Raw genomic sequence first — 20,346 nt, forward strand, 5'->3', positions numbered from 1 at the left:
GAAGGGAATTGACATGCGTCTGGAAGGAAAAGTCGCCGTCGTCACCGGCGCGGCACGGGGGATCGGTGCGGCCATCGCCAAGCGATTCGCCCTGGAAGGGGCCAAGGTCGTGGTGTCGGACGCCGATCCCATGGCCGGCGATGCGTCGGTCGAGGCGATCAAGCAGGCCGGCGGCGAGGCGCGGTTCATCGCCTGCGACGTCTCTGACCGCGCCCAGGTCGCCTCGCTGATGGATCGCACCCTGGAAGCCTACGGCAGCCTGGATATCGCCGTGGCCAATGCCGGCGTGATCCACAACCACCCGTTCCTCGAGTTGGACGACGCCACCTTCGACCGGGTGATCGCGGTCAACCTGAAGGGCGTGTTCCTGACCGGCCAGGAGGCGGCGCGGCGGATGGTCGATCGCGGCATCCAGGGCCGGATCGTCAATACCGCCTCGGTCAACTCGGTGATCGCACCGACGGGGCTCGCCGCCTACAACGCGTCCAAGGGCGGGGTGGCGCAGCTCACCAAGACCATGGCGATGGATCTGGCGGATTACGGCATCCGGGTGAACGCCATCGGCCCGGGCAGCGTGGCCACCGACTTGTTCCGCGCCGGCATTCTCACCGACAACGAGGCGATGCGCCGGGTGGAAATGCGCACGCCGATGCGCCGTGCGTCCGAGCCGGAGGAGATGGCCGGCGTGGCCCTGTTCCTGGCCAGCGACGACAGCTCGTACGTCACCGGCCAGGTGATCTACGCCGATGGCGGCCGCCTCGCCCAGGGACATGTGATCCAGCCGAAGGACTGAAGGCATGAGCGGCCAGGTAACGGTCCGAGCGATGACGCTGAGCGACGTTCCGCGCTGCGTCACCCTGTTGAACCAGCTCGGTTACGCGATGGACGCTGAGGTTCTCGCCGACCGACTGCGTGTCGTTCAGGACTCTCCGGGGCACGCCGTCATGGTCAGTGTGTTCGGGGAGGAGGTCGTCGGCGTCCTTCATGTGTTCCAACGCCCGGCCATCGAGAAGCCGACGGAGGCCGTCGTGCAGTCGCTGGTGATCGACGAGACCCGGCGCGGCCTCGGACTCGGCCGGCGCCTGATGGCTGCTGCCGAGAGTTGGGCGAGAGAACACGGTCTCTCATCCGTCAGCCTGGCGTCCCATGAGCGCCGGACGGACGCGCACGCCTTCTACACGGCCCTTGGATACGAAAACACCGACACGTCGAAGTTCTTCCGCCGAACGTTGGGTCCCTGCTGACCTTGAGGCCTGCTCTCACTGCCGGGGAACCGAGTCCCGGCCTGAAAGGCCGGCGGGGCGGATCGGCGACCGGGTCTTAAGAGCCCCGGTGCCGACCCGCCTGCCCAGCCCCCCACGGGCCAGCCGGTCGACCGTCGTCGGACGGCCTATTCGAAATTCGGACGGGGATCCCCGGTCACGCCCTTGGGCGCGCGCTGGATATCGATACGGCGCTTGCCCTGAGACGCTTCCGCCTTCTTCGGCAGGGTGATGCGCAGGATGCCGTCCTCGCTATGGGCCTCGATGCCGCCCTCGTCCACATCCGGCGGAAAGCGGAAGCTGCGCCGGAACGCGCCATAGGTCCGTTCGGAGAAGATGTAGCTGTCGGTCTTCTCGTTGCGCGAGGACCGCTTCTCGCCGCTGACAGTCATCTGATCGCCATGGACCTCCACATGGATGTCCTCCTCGCGCACGCCAGGCAGCTCGATCTCGATGACATAGGCGGAACTCGACGCGGTGGCGTCGGAGGGCGGGCTGAAGAACTCGGCGACCCGATGGCCGAACCGCCGCAGCGGATCCATGACCTGGGGCCACCAGTCGGCTTGGGATGGAACGCCTTCGACCATTTCGACCTCCCTGGCTCATTTCCCAACGTCCCTTCAGGGACGGGGGAAACCTACGGGGAGAGCGCCGATAGCGCTTTGACCTGGGTCAAATCGGTCCGTTAAACGCTCATCCGCGATAGGCCAGCCGCAGATTGCCCCAGATCCGGTTCGCCACGCGGATCGGGCAGTCGACCTCCTTCAGCACCTGCTTGTTGCCGCCGCCCATGTCGCGCACGTAGCTCTGGATCTTGTAGGGCTCGGTATTGCGGGCGGCGAGCAGGCCGGCGCGGTCGTCGAAGATCCGGCGGTTGCGGCTGTTCGCGGTGTTCCAGACCGTCTCCCCCGGCTTCTGCGGCTTGGAGAAGGCGGCGTTGTGGGTGGGGAGATAGGCGTTCCGGTCGACCGCGGCGCAGAACACGATGGCCGAGTTCTTCGCCACCACCGCCTCCTGGATCGCCGGGAACTGCTCGTCGGTCAGCGCCAGGAACCGGGTGGAGTACTGAACCGGATCGGTGCCTGCGATCGGGACGTAGTCCTCGTCGAACAGGCCCGCCTGGTCCAGCCGGCCGGAGGAGAGCGCGCTCGCCAGGATGCCGGACAGCCTCTCGGCCGCGTCCCGGCACAGATCGACCAGCGGCGCGTCCTTGACCTTGGTCGCCTCCATGGCCTGCCGCACGCGGGCGAGGTCGGCGGCGCTCGGGTCGAGGAACTGAAGATGGGAGCCGAGCGGGCTGCTGCCGACCACCCGGATCGGCATCCGGCCGATCCCCTCGACGTCCACCGCTCCGGTCTGCCCGGTGGCCGATTCCTCCAGGCCGGGGAAGAACAGTCCGCCGGACGGGGAGAGGTCGATCACGTGACCGGTCAGCGCGGCGCTTCCGACGGACAAGGTACCGGCAATGCCGACCGACACCCGCTCCGACTGTCCCGCCTGGCCGGTGCTGGAGGTGCGCAGCATGGTGACGATCCGCCGTTGGAGATCGCCCACATCGCGGCCGAGCCGGGTGGCGACCTCCGACAGCCGGTCGGCGGCGCGCAGGGACATCTGGGCGGTGTCCTGGATTGCCCCGATCTGGTCGGCAACCTGCCCGGTCTCCAGCGAGGCGCGTTCGGCGCTGCGGGCGATCTCGGCGATGGCGGCGCGCTGTTCGTCGGCGGCCGACGAGACCGAGCCGGCGCGCTGGGACAGTTCCTCCACCCCGGCGACGATGCTGCCGAGGGCCAGATTGACCGAGTCGGTGGATTCGGAGATCTGCTGGGTGCGTTCATGGACCGAGGCGATCGCCTGCTCGGTTTCCGCCGCGAGGCTCTTCACCTCGCCGGCCACCACGGCGAATCCCTTGCCCATGTCGCCGGCGCGCGCCGCCTCGATGGTCGCGTTCAGGGCCAGCAACCGGGTCTGTTTGGCGATGTTACGGACGAGTTCCGTCACCCCGCCGATCGCCGCCGCACTCTCGGTCAGGGCGGCCATCGCTGCCTTCGCCCGGTCGATATCCGCCAGGGTGTCCTCCGCCTTCAAGGCGGCACCGGTTGTCTGGTCGGAGATCTCCTGGCTGGAGGCCTCCATCTCCTGGGAGGCGCTGGCGACGATGTTCACGCCCTCGCGGGTGTTCTCCGCACTGGCGGCGACCGTGCCGGTGGCCGAGGTCACGTCCCCGGCGATGCCCTCCAGCTGCCCGGCCACCTGGGTCAGGGTCTGCACTTGGTGGCGCACCTCCGAGAGGGTGGTCGACATCTCCCGTTCCAGGCTGTCCGACATGGCGGCCAACCGTCCCGCCGCATCGCCGTCCGGTCCGGTGCCCGGCGCGGCGCCGAGGCCGGCGGCCAGATCGGCGAAACAGCGGCGCAGGATCGTGCGGATCGCCTGCTCCTGCCGGTCCGATTTCCGCACGCTCTTCAGCGCACCGACGACCAGCTCCTCCGTCAGGGCTTCGTACTCGGCGATGGCGGCGGCGGTCCCGATGCCGGCCTCGGAGCGCATCCGGGCGATGGTCGCGGACGTGGCGAACCGGGTCTCCCCCTGCGCCGCGGAACCGCTCGACATGAGGGCAGCCCAATGCTCCTTCTGGGCACGCATGAAACGGTCGAGATCGCCGTTCTCGAAATGGGGAGCGATGTCGGAGCGGCCGATGCCCGAGCCGTAGAAACCCTCCAGCGCGGACCGCGCCAGCCGGTCGCCCTCGGGAACCGCTCCCTGGTCATCCAGCCGGAACAATCTTTGGATTTCCGCGATTTCTGGCGCGCCACTCCCAGACTTCATGCCCATTCCCCCTTACGGTCACGGTCTTTTTGCGCGATGACGCGAGGGGCCGGGGGTCTTTTCTTATGGGCTGAGTAACCACCTGCCGGGGGTCCCCGCCATCGTGTCGCCGGCCATGCGCCACCGTCCCGACAAAAATACTATCACGCCGAATATGGGCATGCTCTTCATAATCGTCTCATATTCAATCAATCCGAACTGTAGGGCGCGGTCGATCTCGATTTCTGAGAGTGACCCTACTTTTAATACGACTTCCCGGTCTCCGAGATCGCTGTCCGGGTCCTCGGCCGAGGCCGGCCCGCGCCGGATTGCCGGATGGCCGGGCAGGTCGACCGCATTGCCGATCAGCGTGGCGGCCACATCGGCGGTCGCCGCATCCAGGGCCAGGACTGTCACCGCATCGGCGATCCCGAAGGAGTAGGAGCGCCCGCCGCGCCCGCTGGTCGCCACCCCGCGCACTGGGTCGGCGTGGCTCAGGACGGCGGTCCCGGCGAGGGCGGGCGCGTGCAGTTCCGGCACCAGCCCGACCTCGAAAGTCTGTCCCGGCGCCAGATGAAAGGAAATGTCGCCGCCGTCGTTCACCCAGGCGCGGGAGAGGTCGGGTGCGGCCGCCAGCATTACGGCCAGGATGTGATCGGCGACGGATCCGGCGACGGCGGCCATCGGCGTCACGAACCGACCGGCATAGGGGGCGACGGCGGCGACCATGCGGCGGGCCACGGGACCGCTTACCCCCGGCGGCGGATCGACGATGGGTCGACGCAGGATCGTCAGCTCCCCCGCCAGCTCGGCCAGCAGCCCGTCGAAGGCGGCGACAGCCGCCCGCGCCGCGGCCTCGTGACCGGGGCCTTCCGCCTTGAGGATCAGGTCGATCGGGCCGTCCTGCAGGTGTATGCGGCCGTCGGAAAGGCGGGCGGCCTGCATGCCCGGCCTCAGCCGCCGCGGGCGGTCGTGCCCTGGGGCAGATAGGGCCAGGGATTGTCCGACGCCTGGGCTTCCCGGCGCAGATCCGGCCGGCTGTCCAGCACGTCGGCCAGAGGGCGGATGGCGTCCATGTAGCCGCCCAACTCCTCATAGGCCCAGCGCGGCAGGGTGAACTCGATCGGGGCGACCAGGGCCGGGGTCGGCACATAGCCGAAGGCGCCTTTCGGCAGGCGGGTCACGTCGACCATCAGCGTGATGCCGCCGCCCGGCCAGACATAGACCGGCGCGCCGCCGCAGGTGACCCGGGTGATCGCCGACTGAACCGAGCGGGTGAGCCGCACCGGGTTCTCGGTTACCCCGGCCCGCAGGCTGCCGCCGGCCCCGCCCATGAACAGCACGGTGCACAGCGCCGGTTCGCAATTCTCGCCGATCCGATCGACCACCACCTCCAGCGGTTTCGGCATTGGTTTGGCGACGAAATTCAGCCCGTCATCCAGCTCAAAATAGGCGCTGTCCTCGCCGGTCGTGGAGACCATGAGGATCCGTTCGCCGGGCCAGGCGGTCTTCGGATCGACCCGGTCGATGATGTCCAGCGGGTCGGTCACGTCGGTGCCGCCCCAACCGGAGCCGGGGTCGGCCACCTGGAAATACCGGCCGGGGGTGGATTTGCGGCCCCGCACCCGGATGCCGCCGGGCTTCATGTCGAGGAACTTTCCGGCCTGGTGCTCGCTCAGCACGCCGGTGATGTGGTCGTCCACGACGATGACCTCGTCGGCATGGCCGAGCCACTGGCGCGCGAAGATGCCGATGGTGGCCGAGCCGCAGCCGACCCGCATCCGCTCCTCCTGCTTGCCGTCGACGATCGGCGGCTTGCCGGCCTGGACGGTGACCTTGCTCCCGCCCTCGATCTGCAGGTCCACCGCCTCGCCGTTGCACAGGGCCAGCATGGCGGCGCAGGTCACGGTGCCTTCCTTCTTGCTGCCGCCGGTCAGGTGGCGCACGCCGCCGAGCGACAGCATCTGGCTGCCGTATTCCGCCGTGGTCACATGGCCGACCGGCTCGCCATCGGCCAGCACCTGGGCCTGCTCGGGGCCGAGATGGCGGTCGGTGTCGATCTTCACCTTCACGCCGCAATAGCTGAAGATTCCCTCGGTCACGACGGTGACCGTGTCCACTCCCTCCCACTGCGCGCCGACGATGAAGGGTGCCGGCTTGTAGTCGGGATAGGTCGTGCCTGAGCCGATGCCGGTGACGAAGACCGGCGGCTCGGCGACGATCCGGCCGTCCCAGTCGGATGCGTTCTCCAGGAACGGGACGACGGTGCCGTCGCGCTCGATCGCCCGCTCTGTCACCACCAGCGGGTCGAGGCGGACCAGGTCGCCGTCCACATTGGCGTAGCGGTCACAGGCGCCGGACTTGCCCTCGCGGATCCGGCAGAGCACCGGGCAGGCGTCGCAGCGCACGATGCCGTCGGGCAGGGTTTCCGTTTCCGCACTCATTCCGCCGCCTCCTTCGCCTGGGCGGCCCGGATCGCCGCGCGCAGACGATGGGGCAGGACCGGCACCTTGTCCGGGCATACGCCGACCGCCTGGCGGATGCCGGCGAGGATGGCGGGCGCCGTCGGCACCAGGGCCGGCTCGCCGATCCCCTTGGCGCCGAACGGGCCGAGGGGCTCCGGATCCTCGATCAGGATGCAGTCGATCTGCGGCATGTCGCCGACCGTGGGGATCAGGTAGTCGTGCAGGTTCTCGGTGCGGCCGGGGACGTATTCCTCCATCAGCGCCAGGCCGAGCCCCTGGGCGATGCCGCCATGGATCTGCCCCTCCACCAGGGTCGGGTTCACCGCCCGGCCGACATCGTGGGCGGCGGTCATGTGCAGCACCTTGGTGGTGCCGAGCTCCGGGTCGACCTCCACCAGCGCGATCTGGGCGGCGAAGGCGTAGGTGGCGTAGGGGGTGCCCTGGCCGTCGCCGTCGAGCGGAGCGGTCGGCGGGTCGAACGTCCCCTCGCCCACCAGCAGATGTCCGTCGCCATCCACCGGCAGGGTCGACAGGTCCAACTCCCGCGTCCCGGCGGCGTCGCGGATGGCGATCCGCGCCCCGTCGAAGGACTGGTCCGCATCCTCGCCCGCATTGGCTAGCCGCAGGATCTGCGCCCGCAGGTCGCGGCCGGCCAGCTCCGAGGCCCGGCCGGACACGAAGGTCTGGCGCGAGGCGGAGGTCTTGCCGGCATCGGGCGTCAGGTCGGTATCGCCCCAGACCTGATCGACCAGGGCCAGCGGCGCGCCCAGCGCGTCGGCGGCGATCTGCGCCATGATGGTGTAGCTGCCCTGGCCGATATCGACCGCGCCGTTGAACAGGGTCAGCCGCCCGTCCGGCTTCAGCGCCAGGCGCATGGTGGACGGGTTCGACATGGAGGTGTTGCCGCAGCCATACCACATGCAGCCGATCCCGGCGCCGAGACGGGTTCGACCGGCTTTCGCATTGTGGGCCGCGACCTGCTCGGCATAGCGCGCCCAGGCGGGCTTCAGGGCTTCGATACACGCGGCAAGGCCAACCGAAGCCTCGATCACCTGACCTGTTGCCGTCGGGTCACCGACGCGCAGGGCGTTCAGCAGCCGGAACTCCAACGGGTCCATGCCGATGCTGGCGGCCGCTTCGTCCATCAGCCGCTCGCCGATGATGGCCGCCTGGGGCACGCCGAAGCCGCGGAAGGCGCCCGCCGGCGGCCCGTCCGTATAGACCGCCGCACTGGTCGCGAGCACCGAGCCCACCCGGTAGGGACCCGGGGCATGGACCGGCACCCGGCCCGCCACCGTCGGCCCCCAGGAGGCATAGGCGCCGGTGTCGAAATCGCCATGGAACCGGAAGCCGGCGATCGTGCCGTCTCGCCTCACACCCAGGCTCGCGGTCATCGCGGCCGGGTGGCGTTTGGTGGTGGCGGCGAAACTCTCCGGGCGGTGATAGAGCGTCGCCACCGGCCGGCCGAGCTTCCAGGTCGCGACCGCCAGGGGGAGCTGGATCGACTGGTCGAGCTTGCCGCCGAACCCGCCGCCGACGGCCGACGGCGTCACCCGCACCGCCTCCTGCGGAACGCCGAGCACATGGGCGACCTCGTCGCGGTCCATATAGGGGGTCTGGGTGGTCACCCGCAGTTCGACCCGGTCGCCGACCCGCCGGGCCCAACCGGCCTCGGGCTCGATATAGGAATGCTCCACGAAGCTGGTCTGCATGGCGGCCTCGACCACCGCATCGGCGCCGGCCAGGGCCGAGTCGATATCGCCGGACGCCACCCGGCCGCGGATCAGCACGTTGCCGGGCGACGCCTCATGCAACTGCGTGGCGCCGTCCTTCAGAGCCGCCTCGATGCCGACCACCGCCTCGCGCGGCGACCACTCGACCGGGAAGTCGGACAGGTCCACCGCCTCGAAGGCCGCCCGGTCGGCGACCACCACCGCGGCCACCGCCTCGCCGCGATAGCGCACGAAGCGCTCGGCGAAGACCGGCTGATCCTTCAGGGTGGGGTAGATGCCGAAGCTGTTATGCCCCGGTACGTCGCGGGCGGTGAGCACCGCCACCACCCCCGGCGTCGCATCGGCCCAGGCGTCGAGATCGCCGAGCGAAAAATCCGCCAGCGCATGGGGCGAGCGCACCACCCGCAGCCAGAGCGCGTCGGCCGGCGTGGTGTCGTCGCCATAGAGCTCGCGGCCGTCCAGCTTGCCGCTGCCGTCCAGCCGCGCGACCCGCGCGCCGACCGCCGCCCCGGGTTCCGGCATCCCGGCGTCGGGCGCGTTGGAGGCGACGTCCAGCACCGCCTCGACGATCTTCAGATACCCGGTGCAGCGGCACAGCACCCCGCCCAGGGCATCCTCGACGGCGCTCCGGCTCGGTTGCGGCTCTCGGCGCAGCAGATCCTCCGCCGCCATCAGCATGCCCGGGGTGCAGATCCCGCATTGGGCGGCCCCGTGACGGGCGAAGGCGCGCTGCAGGGCGGAGTGGGACCCGTCCGTTTCCGCCAGGCCCTCGACGGTCACGATCTCGCAGCCAGCGGCCTGGCCGGCCGGGACGAGACAGGCGCAGATCTGCGCGCCGTCCATTAGCACCGTACAGGCCCCGCAATCGCCGGCATCGCAGCCGACCTTGGTGCCGGTAAGGCCCAGATCCTCGCGCAGCACCCGGGACAGACGCCGCTGCGGGGCGGTCTCGACGGATCGGGGCGTGCCGTTGACGGTAAAGCTCAGCATCTCGGTCATGCCGCCTCCGCCAGGTCGGTCAGGCAACGCCGCACCAGAATGCGGGCGGTATCCAGCCGATAGGGGGCATCGCCCCGCACATCGGCGATCGGCGCCAGGGCGGCGAGATGACTGTCGTCCAGCCGGTCCGCCGCCCCCCTCGGCGACAGCCCGACCAGCGCGTTCTCCAGCGCCTCCAGCCGGAGGGCGGCGGCGGAGCAGGCGCCCACCGCCATCCGCGCGGCCGCGACGGTTCCGTCGGGCGCCAGCCGCATGGTTCCGGCGACCATGACGATGGAAATCACCAGATAACGCCGCGCGCCCAGCTTCAGGAACCGGCCCGTCCCCTCCAGCGCGGTCTGCGGCAGGTGGATGGCGGTCAGCAGCTCACCCGGCGCCAGCGCGGTCTTGCGGTTGCCCAGCACAAAGCGGTCGAGCGGCAGACGGCGAGTTCCGCCGATGGAGGCCAACTCCACCTCGGCATCGAGGGACAGCAGGGCCGGTACCCCGTCGGCGGCGGGCGAAGCGTTGCAGAGATTGCCGCCGACCGTCCCCCGGTTCTGGATCTGAGCGCCGCCGATCTCCCGTGCCGCCGCCTTGAGCCCGTCGCAGGCCGGCGGCAGGTCGGCGTCGATCACCGCCCGCCAGGTCGCGGCCGCGCCGATCCGAAGGCCGGCCGCGGTCCGCTCGATCCCCTTCAGGGCCTCGAGCGCGGTGATGTCGAGGATGTCCTCGTCGCGGTCGTGGATCGCACGTGCCGGAAAATGATCGGTCCCGCCGGCGAGCACCGTCCAACGGTCCTCCGCCAGTTCGCGAAGGGCCTCGTCCAGGTTGCGTGGACGCAGATATCGGCTCACGGCACCTCCGGCGGACGGCTTTAAATTTCATTCGTACACCAATGAAGTGTGCCACGAGTTTGTGAGCGGTCAAGGGGTCGCGCCGGTGTCGCGGCACTGGATTTGGCCACAATCGGATGCAAGTCTTTCCACCATGAGAGCGCCGCATTTCCTTCGCCGGTTTGCCCGTGCCCTTCGACCGGCGGTCGTCGCGGCGCCGTGGGTCGTGGCCCTGGCCTGCGCGGCCCCCGTCGCCCAGGCCCAGACGCCGGTCGACCTCGCCCTTGTTCTTGCCGTCGACAGCTCCGCCAGCGTCGACGAGTCCGAATTCGCGCTGCAGCGCGGCGGCCTTGCCCAGGCCTTTCGCGATCCGGAGGTGGTGAAGGCCATCGCCAGCGGCCCGTTCAAGCGGATCGCCGTGACCGTGATCGAATGGGCGGGCCACGCGGACCAGTCGGTGGACATTCCCTGGACCGTGGTCGACGGTCCGGACGGGGCCACGGCGCTGGCCGACCGGATCGACGGATTGCAGCGGCAGATCCTGACCGGCGCCACCTCCATCGCCGGTGCCCTCGACTTCGCCAACGCCCTGCTGCACGCCAATCCGTTCGACGCCAGCCGGCTGGTGATCGACCTGTCCGGCGACGGCCGCAACAACCAGGGCCCGCCGGTGGACACCGTCCGCCAAGGCATCGTCGCCCAGGGCGTGACGATCAACGGCCTCGCCATCGTCAACGAGCATCCGACCCTGAACTACTATTTCGAGGACCGGGTGATCGGCGGCACCGCCGCCTTCGTGGAGGTGGCCAACGACTACGCCGACTATCCCCGGGCCATCCGCCGAAAACTGATCCGCGAGATCCGCACGATGAACATCAGCGCCCCCGCCGCCCCGCTCCCGGCCGGAGCCGCGGCAACAGTCCTGGCCGCCGATCGATGGTAGCGTCCATGCGGGTCCTGGCAGCGATCCTGGCCGGCCTTCTGCTGGCGGGCCCGGCGCAGGCGGCGGAACCGGTCGATCTGGAGCTGGTCCTCGCCGTCGACAGCTCCGCCAGCGTCGACTACACCGAGTTCAACCTGCAGCTCCAGGGCCTGACCCTCGCCTTCGAGGACGAGGAACTGGCGAACGCGATCGCCGCCGGACCGCTGGGGGCGATTGCCGTCACCCTGGTGGAATGGTCGAGCGCGGAGCGCCAGGAGGTGTCCATTCCCTGGACGGTGATCCGCAATGCCGACGACGCCCGCGCCTTCGCCGCCGAGATCAGCGCCGCCCCGCGGCAAGTGATCACCGGCGCGACCTCGATCTCCGCCTCGGTGCTTTACTCGGCCGCCATGTTCGACGCCAACGGGTTCGAGGGGACCCGGAAGGTGATCGACCTGTCCGGCGACGGCTACAACAACCAGGGCCCGGCCCTGGCGGTGGCCCGCGACCTGGTGCTGGAGCGCGGGATCACGATCAACGCGGTGGCCATCGAGAACCAGGTGCCGGGGCTGGGCGACTATTTCGAGGAGAGCCTGATCGGCGGCTTCGGCGCCTTCATGATCCGGGCGTCCGACTACGAGGACTATATCGGCCAGATCCGCCGCAAGCTGCTGCGCGAGATCCAACCGGTGCCGATTTCTTAGGGCGCTCTCCCGCTCATCTCCCTTTCATCTCGCACTCCCCGGATTTATTCCGGGGCAACGCCGGGGCTTGAGCGGACGTCCGTGTGCGCCCCGACGCGCCCGGTCATCCTCGAGGGCTCACCCCGGAATAAATCCGGGGAGTGATATGGAGATGGGTGGGGGCGGGAAGCCCTCCCCTTACCCCCGCGCGCCGTCGAAGCCCGCCAGCACCGCCGCCAGATTGTCGCCGAGGATGTCGGAGATGTAGCCGCCCTCCTGCACGATCACCGTCGGCCGGCTGCCGGCGCCGAGCTTGGCGCCGATCTGGCGGAATCCCTCCGTGGTGACGCCGAGGAAGGCCAGCGGATCCTTCTCCGACGCGTCGAGACCGAGCGCTATGACCAGGGCGTCCGCGCCGAAGGCGTCGATCGCGGCCAGGGCGGTGTCCAGGGTCTCCAGATATTCCGCGTCGCCGGTCCCCTGCGGCAGCGGCAGGTTCACGTTCGCCCCGCGGCCCGGACCGGCCCCGATCTCGTCGGCATAGCCGGTGAAGAAGGGGTAGTAGCTGTGCGGATCGCCGTGGATAGACACGGTCAGCACGTCGCCCCGGCGGTAGAAGATGCCCTGGGTACCGTTGCCGTGATGCACGTCCACGTCGAGAATCGCCACCTTGGCGGCCCCCTGGTCGCGCAGGTACTGGGCGGCGATGGCCGAGTTGTTCAGGAAGCAGAACCCGCCCGCCTGGTCGCCATAGGCATGGTGTCCCGGCGGCCGGCACAGGGCGTAGGTCGGCTTGCCGTCGCGCCACAGGGCATCGGCAGCGGTCAGCGCCACCTGGGCCGAAGACAGCGCGCCCTTCCAGGTGCCCGGCCCGATCGGACAGGCGGTGTCGGCCTGATAATGGCCGGCCAGGCCGACGATATGGGTCGGGTGGATGTCCATGTTCCGTCCCGGATGCACGTTCGGGAGGATCTCCGGCGCATGGTGCGGCAGGGCCGACCACTTGTCCCAGGCGGTCTGCAGGAAGTCGAGATAGTCGGCGGCATGGACCGCCTGGACCGGAGCAAGGCCGAAATCCTGGGGCGCGATCACCTCGTGGGAACCGGCCTCCACCGCCCGCCGCAGGATCGCCGCGCGCTCCGGCACTTCCGGGTTGGGTGCTCGGTTGCCGCGGCTGATGAAGCCGCTGGGGGCGTGCACGCTGTAGTCATCGGCCAGAACGACCCGCATCTCATCTCTCCTGCTCGGTCCTACCTGCAGGTGTAGCGGGCTCTGCGGCGGGGGCGCAAGGGTTGGAGCGGGCAGATAAGGAGGAGGCTTGGTCCTGACTTTCGTCAGGACGACGACCTTTTCTTTTTCCAAACCCCGACCGTCGTCCTGATGCAAATCAGGACCAAGCCGCCGACGCCGGAACCGCCCCAATGTCAGGGCGGCCCTGCCGCCGGATCAATCCCGGATTAAATCCGGGACGGGAGCCGCCGGGATGACGGAACTGGGGTGAGAAAGGCGGAGGCTTACGCCCGCCGTTCCCGCGTGGTGTTGCTGATCGGCTGGGACAGGCGGCTGACCATCTCCTTGGGCACCACCTGCCAGAAATTGTCGCGCTCGTGGCGCCAGTCGATCAGCAGCCGCTCGGCGAAGCGGGACTGGGTCTCGCGGACATGCTCCGACACCATGCGGCGCAGCAGCATCTCCCAGTAGTCGGTCTCGATCCGCTGGTAGATCACCGTTTCCGGGTTCACCACCTGCTCGAAATTCCCCGCCGCGTCGTAGACGAAGGCCATGCCGCCGGTCATGCCGGCGCCGAAGTTGTGGCCGACCTCGCCCAGGATCACCACGGTGCCGCCGGTCATGTACTCGCAGCCGTTCGACCCGCAGCCCTCCACCACCGCGTCGGCGCCGGAGTTCCGCACGCAGAACCGCTCGCCCGCCTGGCCGGCGGCGAACAGCTTGCCCGCCGTGGCCCCGTACAGGACGGTGTTGCCGATGATCGTGTTCTCGTTCGGCGTGAAGGATGCCGCCGTCATCGGTCGGACCGAGATGATGCCACCGGACAGACCCTTGCCCACATAGTCGTTGGCGTCGCCGAACACCTCCAGCTTCAGCCCCTGCACGGCGAAGGCGCCGAGCGACTGGCCGGCGGTGCCGCGCAGCCGCACGGTGATGTGCCCCGGCTGCAGGCCCGACATGCCGTACTTGCGGACCAGGACCGAGCTGAGCTTGGTGCCGATGGCGCGCTGGGTATTGGCGATGTTGTAGGTGAGCTGCAGCTTCTCGCCGCCCTCGATCGCCGGCTTCACATCCTTGATCATGATGGCGTCGAGGGTCTCGGGCACCTCGTTGCGGTGCTCGACGGTGTTGTAGGGCGGCAGGCCGCCGGTATCGGCGCGCACCAGGATCGGGTTCAGGTCCAGGTCGTCCAGGGACGGATCGCCGCGGCTGACCTGGGCCAGCAGGTCGGAGCGGCCAACCACCTCGCGCAGGTGACGCATGCCGAGGCTCGCCAGGATCTCGCGCACCTCCTCGGCGACGAAGGAGAACAGGTTCACCACCTTCTCCGGCGTGCCCTCGAACTTGGCGCGCAGCCCCTCGTCCTGGGTGCACACGCCCACCGGGCAGGTGTTGGAGTGGCACTGGCGGACCATGATGCAGCCCATGGCGACCAGGGAGGCCGTGCCGATGCCGAACTCCTCGGCGCCGAGCATGGCGGCGATCACCACGTCGCGGCCGGTCTTGATGCCGCCATCGGTGCGCAGGGTCACCTTGTGCCGCAGGCGGTTCAGGGTGAGCACCTGGTGCACCTCCGACAGGCCCATCTCCCACGGGATGCCGGCATACTTGATCGAGGTCTGCGGGCTGGCGCCGGTGCCGCCGCCATGGCCCGAGATCAGGATCGTGTCGGCATGGGCCTTGGCCACGCCGGCGGCGATGGTGCCGATACCGGTGGAGGCGACCAGCTTCACGCAGACCCGGGCGTCCGGGTTGATCTGCTTCAGGTCGTAAATGAGCTGGGCCAGATCCTCGATCGAGTAGATGTCGTGGTGCGGCGGCGGCGAGATCAGGGTGACGCCGGGCGTGGAGTGGCGCAGCCGGGCGATCAGGCTGTTCACCTTGATGCCGGGAAGCTGGCCGCCCTCGCCGGGCTTCGCGCCCTGGGCCACCTTGATCTCGATCTCGCGGCAGTTGTTCAGGTATTCCGCCGTCACGCCGAAGCGGCCGGACGCCACCTGCTTGATCGCCGAGCTCGGGTTGTCGCCGTTCGGCCGCGGCCGGAAGCGGGCCGGATCCTCGCCGCCCTCGCCGCTGTCGGACTTCGCACCGATGCGGTTCATGGCGATGGAGAGCGTCTCGTGCGCCTCCGGGCTCAGTGCGCCGAGCGAGATGCCCGGGGCGATCAGCCGCTTGCGGATGTCGGTGATCGACTCGACCTCGTCGAGCGGCACCGTCTCCTTGACCTGCTTGAAGCCGAGCAGGTCGCGCAGGTTGATCGGCGCCTCGTCGTAGACCGCGTTCGCGTAGCGCTTGTAGAGGTGGTAGCTGTCGGTCTCCACCGCGCGCTGCAGGGCGTGCATCATGTCGCCGTTGAAGGCGTGACGCTCGCCGGTGCGCCGGTAGCGGTAGAGCCCGCCCACCGGCAGCGGCACGACGCTCTCGTCGAACGCCTTCTTGTGCATCGCCAGGACCTTGGCCTGGATGCCGTTCAGGCCGAGGCCGGAGATGCGCGAGGACATGCCCGGGAAATACTGCTCCACCAGGGAGCGGGACAGGCCGACCGCCTCGAAGTTATAGCCGCCGCGATAGGAGGACAGGACCGAGATGCCCATCTTGGACATGACCTTCAGCAGGCCGTCCTGGATCGCCCTCTTGTAGTTGGCGAGGCAGTCCTCGAGCGTGCGGTCGCCGAACAGGCCGCGCGACAGCCGGTCGGCGATCGCCTCCTGAACGAGATAGGGGTTGATGGTGGTGCCGCCGACGCCGATCAGCACGGCGAAGTAATGCACGTCCAGCACCTCGCCGCAGCGCACGTTGATCGAGGTGAAGGTGCGGAGCTGCTGGCGGACCAGATGGCTGTGCACCGCACCGGTCGCCAGGATCATCGGCATGCCGGCCCGGGTCGGGGTGGTCTCCATGTCCGACAGGATCACGTGCGTGCAGCCGCCGCGCACGGCGTCCTCGGCCTCCTGGCGGATCCGGTTCAGCGCGGTCTCAAGCGCGTGCGGGCCGCCCTCGGCGTCGAAGGTGCAGTCGATCTCCGCCGCCGTCTCGCCCATGTAGTCGCGCATGGCGTGGAACTCGGCATTGGTCAGCACCGGGCTTTCCAGCAGCAGGTGGTCGCACTGCTCGCTGTCCTCGTCGAGGATGTTGCCCAGGTTGCCGAGGCGGGTGCGCAGGGTCATCACCCGGCGCTCGCGCAGGCTGTCGATCGGCGGGTTGGTCACCTGGCTGAAGTTCTGCCGGAAGAAGTGGTGCAGGCCGCGATACTTGTCGGACAGAACCGCCAGCGGCGTGTCGTCGCCCATGGAGCCGACGGCTTCCTTGCCGCCCTCGGCCATCGGCTGCAGCAGCAGTTCCATGTCCTCCAGGGTCCAGCCGGCCACCACCTGACGGCGGCGCAGCACGTCGCGCTCGAAAGCCGGCTTCTCCTCGTGCTCGGCGCGGATCAGCTTGTCGATCTTGGTGCTCTCGGTGATCCACTCGCCGAACGGGCGGCTGTTGGCCAGCAGGTCCTTCAGCTCGGCATCGTGGTAGAGCTTCCCCTCGAGCAGGTCGACGGCGATCATCTGGCCCGGATCCAACCGGCCCTTCTCGATCAGCTTGGACTCGTCGACACGGACCATACCGGCCTCCGACCCGCCGATCAGCAGGCCGTCATCGGTTACCGAATAGCGCAGCGGCCGCAACCCGTTGCGGTCCATTCCGCCGAGCACCCAGCGCCCGCCATAGGCGGCGATCGCCGCCGGGCCGTCCCAGGGCTCCATCACCGCGTTGGCATAGGCGTAGAGGTCGCGCCAGGACTGCGGCAGGTCGTCTTCCTCGGTCCAGGCCTCCGGAATGCACATGGTCTTGACCATGGGCAGCTCGCGGCCGGAACGGACCATCAGCTCGAAGGTGGCATCCAGTGCCGCGCTGTCGGAGGAGCCGGCCTGCACCACCGGCTTCAGGTCCTCGATGAGCTCGCCGAAGGTCGGATGCGCCATCCGGGTCTCGTGGCTCGCCATCCAGTTGACGTTGCCCTTAACCGTGTTGATCTCGCCGTTATGGGCCAGCACGCGGAACGGCTGGGCCAGACGCCAGGTCGGGAAGGTGTTGGTCGAATAGCGCTGGTGGTAGACGGCGAAGTTCGACACGAACCGCTCGTCGGTCAGGTCGGGATAGAACTGGTCCACCTGCTCGGCCAGGAACATGCCCTTGTAGATGATCGAGCGGCAGGACATCGAGCAGATGTAGAAGTCGGTGATGTGCTCGGCCAGCGCCGCCTTCTCGATCCGGCGGCGGATGACGTAGAGGTCGCGCTCGATCTGGTCGGCGTCATGCTCCGTCGGGGCGGAGAACATGATCTGCTCGATTTCCGGGCGGGTCGCGTTCGCCTTCTCGCCGATCACCGAGATGTCGACCGGGACCTGGCGCCAGCCGTAGATGAAGCAGCCGGTCTTCAGGATCTCCGACTCGACGATGATCCGGCAGCGCTCCTGGGCGGCGAGGTCGGTGCGCGGCAGGAAGACCATGCCGACGCCGATCCGCTCGTCGAGCAGCTTGTGTCCGGTATTGGCGACCTCCTCGCGGAAGAAGTCGGCCGGGATCTCGATATGGATGCCGGCGCCGTCGCCGGTCTTGCCGTCGGCATCCACCGCTCCGCGGTGCCAGACCGCCTTCAGCGCCTGGATCGCCGAGGTGACGACCTCGCGCCGCGGCTTGCCGTCGATGGCGGCGACGAAGCCGACGCCGCAGGACTCGTGCTCATGGGCCGGGTCGTAGGCGTGGCCGGCCTGCAGTTTGGCCGCGTTCTCCCGCCACTCGCGCACGAAAGTCTCGCCGTTCAGGATGGGCGTGTCCGACATGTCTGGCCTCCTCGGGTCAGCAAACGGTGTCTGCGGGATGGGTCAGGCGGCCGACAGGGCCGTCTCGGCCTTGGCGGTCAGGTAGTCGTGGATGCGGTCGGCGGCGTCGCGGCCGTCGCGCACCGCCCAGACCACCAGCGAGGCGCCGCGCACGATGTCGCCGGCGGCGAACACCCCGTCGAGGCTCGTCATCATGGTCTTGAAGTCGATGCCGATGGTGCCCCAGCGCGAGACCTTCAGGTCGGCCGCGCCGAACAGGCCGGGCAGGTCCTCCGGATCGAAGCCGAGCGCCTTGATCGCCATGTCGCATTCGATGGTGAAGCTGGAGCCCTCGATCGGCTGCGGGGTCTGGCGGCCGGTGGCGTCAGGCACGCCCAGATGGATGCGCTGGCAGCGCACGCCGTCCACGGTCTCGCCGCCGACGAAGGCTTCCGGCGCGGCGAGCCATTCGAAGGTCACGCCCTCTTCCTCCGCATTGGCGACCTCGCGCTGGGAGCCGGGCATGTTGGTCCGGTCGCGCCGGTAGACGCAGGTGACGGCCTCGGCACCCTGGCGGATGGCCGTGCGCACGCAGTCCATGGCGGTGTCGCCGCCGCCGATGACCACGACCTTCTTGCCCTTGGCGTCGAGCGTGCCGTTGTCGAATTCCGGCACGGCATCGCCCAGGCCCTTGCGGTTGGAGGCGGTCAGGTAGTCGAGTGCCGGATAGATGCCGTCCAGGCCGACGCCCGGGCACTGCATGTCGCGGGCCTTGTAGACGCCGGTGGCGATCAGCACGGCGCTGTGGCGCTGGCGCAGTTCGTCCAGGGTGACGTCGCGGCCGATCTCGGTGTTGGCGTGATACTGCACGCCGCCGTCGGCCAGCAGGACCGTGCGCCGCTCGACGACCTCCTTCTCCAGCTTGAAGTTCGGAATGCCGTAGATCATCAGGCCGCCCATGCGGTCGTAGCGGTCGTAGACATGGACCTGGTAGCCGCGCTTGCGGAGCTGTTCCGCCGCCGCCAGGCCGCCCGGTCCGCCGCCGATGATGCCGACAGACTCCTCGCGCTCGCGCACCGGCTTGACCGGCTTCACCCACCCGTTATCGAAGGCGGTCTCCGTGATGTACTTCTCCACCGACCCGATGGTGACCGACTGGAAGCCCTTCTCGATGACGCAGTTCCCCTCGCACAGGCGGTCCTGCGGGCAGATACGGCCGCAGATCTCCGGGAAGTTGTTGGTCGCCGAGGAGATCTCGTAGGCCTCCTCCAGGCGCCCAGCCGCCGTCAGCATCAGCCAGTCGGGGATGTTGTTCTGCAGCGGGCAGTGGACCTGACAGTAGGGCACGCCGCATTGCGAGCAGCGGCCGGCCTGCTCCTCCGCCCGGGCCGGATCGAACTCGTTGTAGATCTCGCCGAAATCGGTGCGGCGGTCCTCGGCGGCGCGCTTCTGGGGCATCCGCTTTTCGGTTCCGACAAACTTCAGCATCCGATCGGTCGTCATGGCGTCGTCTCCTCATCTGGAACCGGGCGCGCAGGCGCGATCCCGGATCCTTAACTCCCGCCTTATCGCGTGGCGGGCGGCCTCTATACACGTTCAGGGAGAGTCGAAAAAGACCAAAAGTCGTATTTAGGTCCGTTTTGGGCCTAAATCGGATCCTACACTCGCCAAAGCCTGGGAACAATCCCGGATCACATCGGTCGGCATAGCCGTCTGTGGATGATTATAATTCCGAAATGAGACTATTTTTGCCGCCTGCGTTGGACGAGCGAATCTTATATTGTCCGAGCCGCGCCATCGGACAGCGGGGGAAGTGCGCGTGTCCATCGAACATCTGATCCTCATCGCCATCGTGCAGGGGATCACCGAATTCCTGCCGATCAGCTCGTCGGGCCACCTGATCCTGATCCCGTCGCTGACCGGCGAGGCCGACCAGGGGCTGGTGATCGACGTCGCGGTCCATGTGGGCACCCTGCTGGCCGTCTGTCTGTACCTGTGGCGCGACATCGGGCGGATGACGCTCGGGACCTTGAACGGCCTGCGCGGCCGCCGCGATCCCGGCTTTCGCCTCGCCCTGCAGATCGTGCTGGCGACCATCCCGGTGATCTGTGCCGGCTATGCCCTGAAGCGCTACATGGGCGGCATGCCGCGTTCGCCGGAGGTCGTCGCCTGGGCCACCCTCGGCTTCGGCATTCTGCTCGGCATCGTCGACTATGTCGGCATGACCCTGCGGCGGATCGAGCACATGCGCTACGGCGAGGCGCTGTTCATCGGCCTGGCCCAGGTGCTGGCCCTGATTCCCGGCACCAGCCGGTCCGGCATCACCATGACCGCCGCCCGGGCGCTCGGCTACGAGCGCCAGGAGGCGGCCCGGTTCTCCATGCTGATGGGCATCCCGACGATTCTCGCCGCCGGTGCGCTGATCGGGCTGGATCTCTACGAGGCCGGCGACGCCCAGCTCACCGCCGACGCGCTGATCGCGGGCGGTCTGTCCTTCATCGCCGCCCTGGTCTCGATCGCCCTGATGATGGGCTGGCTGAAGCGGGCGAGCTTCCTGCCCTTCGTGATTTACCGGATCCTGATGGGCGGCGGATTGCTGATCTGGCTCTATACGGCTTGAGCAT

General features: G+C 68.7%; 14 protein-coding genes. 5 read left to right on the top strand and 9 right to left on the bottom strand.

Features of this window, described 5'->3' with window-relative positions:
* Positions 1-13 precede the first annotated feature (13 nt).
* Positions 14-793, top strand: coding sequence for an SDR family oxidoreductase (locus T8K17_RS03395; RefSeq protein ID WP_322333097.1), 780 nt, complete (start codon positions 14-16; stop codon positions 791-793).
* Positions 794-797: 4 nt separating this feature from the next.
* The gene (locus T8K17_RS03400) at positions 798-1,244 is read left to right on the top strand and encodes a GNAT family N-acetyltransferase (RefSeq protein WP_322333098.1); all 447 of its coding nucleotides are present in this window, start codon (positions 798-800) and stop codon (positions 1,242-1,244) included.
* A 146-nt stretch (positions 1,245-1,390) separates the two neighbouring features.
* Here the strand turns inward: T8K17_RS03400 and T8K17_RS03405 are convergent, their stop codons facing one another.
* From T8K17_RS03405 to T8K17_RS03430, 6 genes are all read right to left on the bottom strand, one after another.
* Entirely contained in the window at positions 1,391-1,849 is a 459-nt protein-coding gene (locus T8K17_RS03405; RefSeq protein WP_322333099.1) for an Hsp20/alpha crystallin family protein, read from the bottom strand.
* Positions 1,850-1,955: 106 nt separating this feature from the next.
* Positions 1,956-4,043 (bottom strand): methyl-accepting chemotaxis protein, encoded by a 2,088-nt coding sequence (locus T8K17_RS03410; protein WP_322333100.1) that lies wholly within the window; start codon positions 4,041-4,043, stop codon positions 1,956-1,958.
* 108 nt (positions 4,044-4,151) lie between these two features.
* The gene (locus T8K17_RS03415; protein WP_322333101.1) at positions 4,152-5,012 is read right to left on the bottom strand and encodes a UPF0280 family protein; all 861 of its coding nucleotides are present in this window, start codon (positions 5,010-5,012) and stop codon (positions 4,152-4,154) included.
* Between the two features lie 8 nt (positions 5,013-5,020).
* Complete coding sequence (locus T8K17_RS03420) at positions 5,021-6,511, bottom strand: 6-hydroxynicotinate reductase (RefSeq protein ID WP_322333102.1); 1,491 nt, start codon at positions 6,509-6,511, stop codon at positions 5,021-5,023.
* A complete protein-coding gene (locus T8K17_RS03425) occupies positions 6,508-9,264 on the bottom strand; it encodes a molybdopterin-dependent oxidoreductase (RefSeq protein ID WP_322333103.1) in 2,757 nt (918 codons plus the stop codon). Before T8K17_RS03425 ends, T8K17_RS03420 begins: the two co-directional genes overlap by 4 nt.
* The gene (locus tag T8K17_RS03430; RefSeq protein ID WP_322333104.1) at positions 9,261-10,100 is read right to left on the bottom strand and encodes an FAD binding domain-containing protein; all 840 of its coding nucleotides are present in this window, start codon (positions 10,098-10,100) and stop codon (positions 9,261-9,263) included. The genes T8K17_RS03425 and T8K17_RS03430 overlap by 4 nt, the downstream gene beginning before the upstream one ends.
* Positions 10,101-10,233: 133 nt before the next feature.
* Between T8K17_RS03430 and T8K17_RS03435 the strand changes: the two genes are divergently transcribed.
* Together T8K17_RS03435 and T8K17_RS03440 are read left to right on the top strand one after the other, a co-directional pair.
* Positions 10,234-11,022 (top strand): DUF1194 domain-containing protein, encoded by a 789-nt coding sequence (locus tag T8K17_RS03435; protein WP_322333105.1) that lies wholly within the window; start codon positions 10,234-10,236, stop codon positions 11,020-11,022.
* Positions 11,023-11,027: 5 nt separating this feature from the next.
* A complete protein-coding gene (locus tag T8K17_RS03440; RefSeq protein ID WP_322333106.1) occupies positions 11,028-11,705 on the top strand; it encodes a DUF1194 domain-containing protein in 678 nt (225 codons plus the stop codon).
* A gap of 177 nt (positions 11,706-11,882) precedes the next feature.
* On the opposite strand, the gene T8K17_RS03445 is transcribed toward T8K17_RS03440, so the two are convergent.
* The 3 genes from T8K17_RS03445 to T8K17_RS03455 all read right to left on the bottom strand — a co-directional run bounded on the left by T8K17_RS03445 (position 11,883) and on the right by T8K17_RS03455 (position 19,225).
* Entirely contained in the window at positions 11,883-12,914 is a 1,032-nt protein-coding gene (locus tag T8K17_RS03445; protein WP_322333107.1) for a histone deacetylase family protein, read from the bottom strand.
* Between the two features lie 284 nt (positions 12,915-13,198).
* Complete coding sequence (gltB, locus tag T8K17_RS03450) at positions 13,199-17,743, bottom strand: glutamate synthase large subunit (protein WP_322333108.1); 4,545 nt, start codon at positions 17,741-17,743, stop codon at positions 13,199-13,201.
* Positions 17,744-17,785: 42 nt separating this feature from the next.
* Positions 17,786-19,225, bottom strand: a complete 1,440-nt coding sequence (locus T8K17_RS03455) for an NAD(P)-dependent oxidoreductase (RefSeq protein ID WP_322333109.1) — start codon at positions 19,223-19,225, stop codon at positions 17,786-17,788.
* 316 nt (positions 19,226-19,541) lie between these two features.
* On the opposite strand from T8K17_RS03455, the gene T8K17_RS03460 reads away from it, so the two are divergent.
* Positions 19,542-20,342 (top strand): undecaprenyl-diphosphate phosphatase, encoded by an 801-nt coding sequence (locus tag T8K17_RS03460; RefSeq protein WP_322333110.1) that lies wholly within the window; start codon positions 19,542-19,544, stop codon positions 20,340-20,342.
* The last annotated feature ends 4 nt before the right edge of the window (positions 20,343-20,346 follow it).

The organism is Thalassobaculum sp. OXR-137, assembly GCF_034377285.1.
Taxonomy (GTDB): Bacteria; Pseudomonadota; Alphaproteobacteria; order Thalassobaculales; family Thalassobaculaceae; genus Thalassobaculum.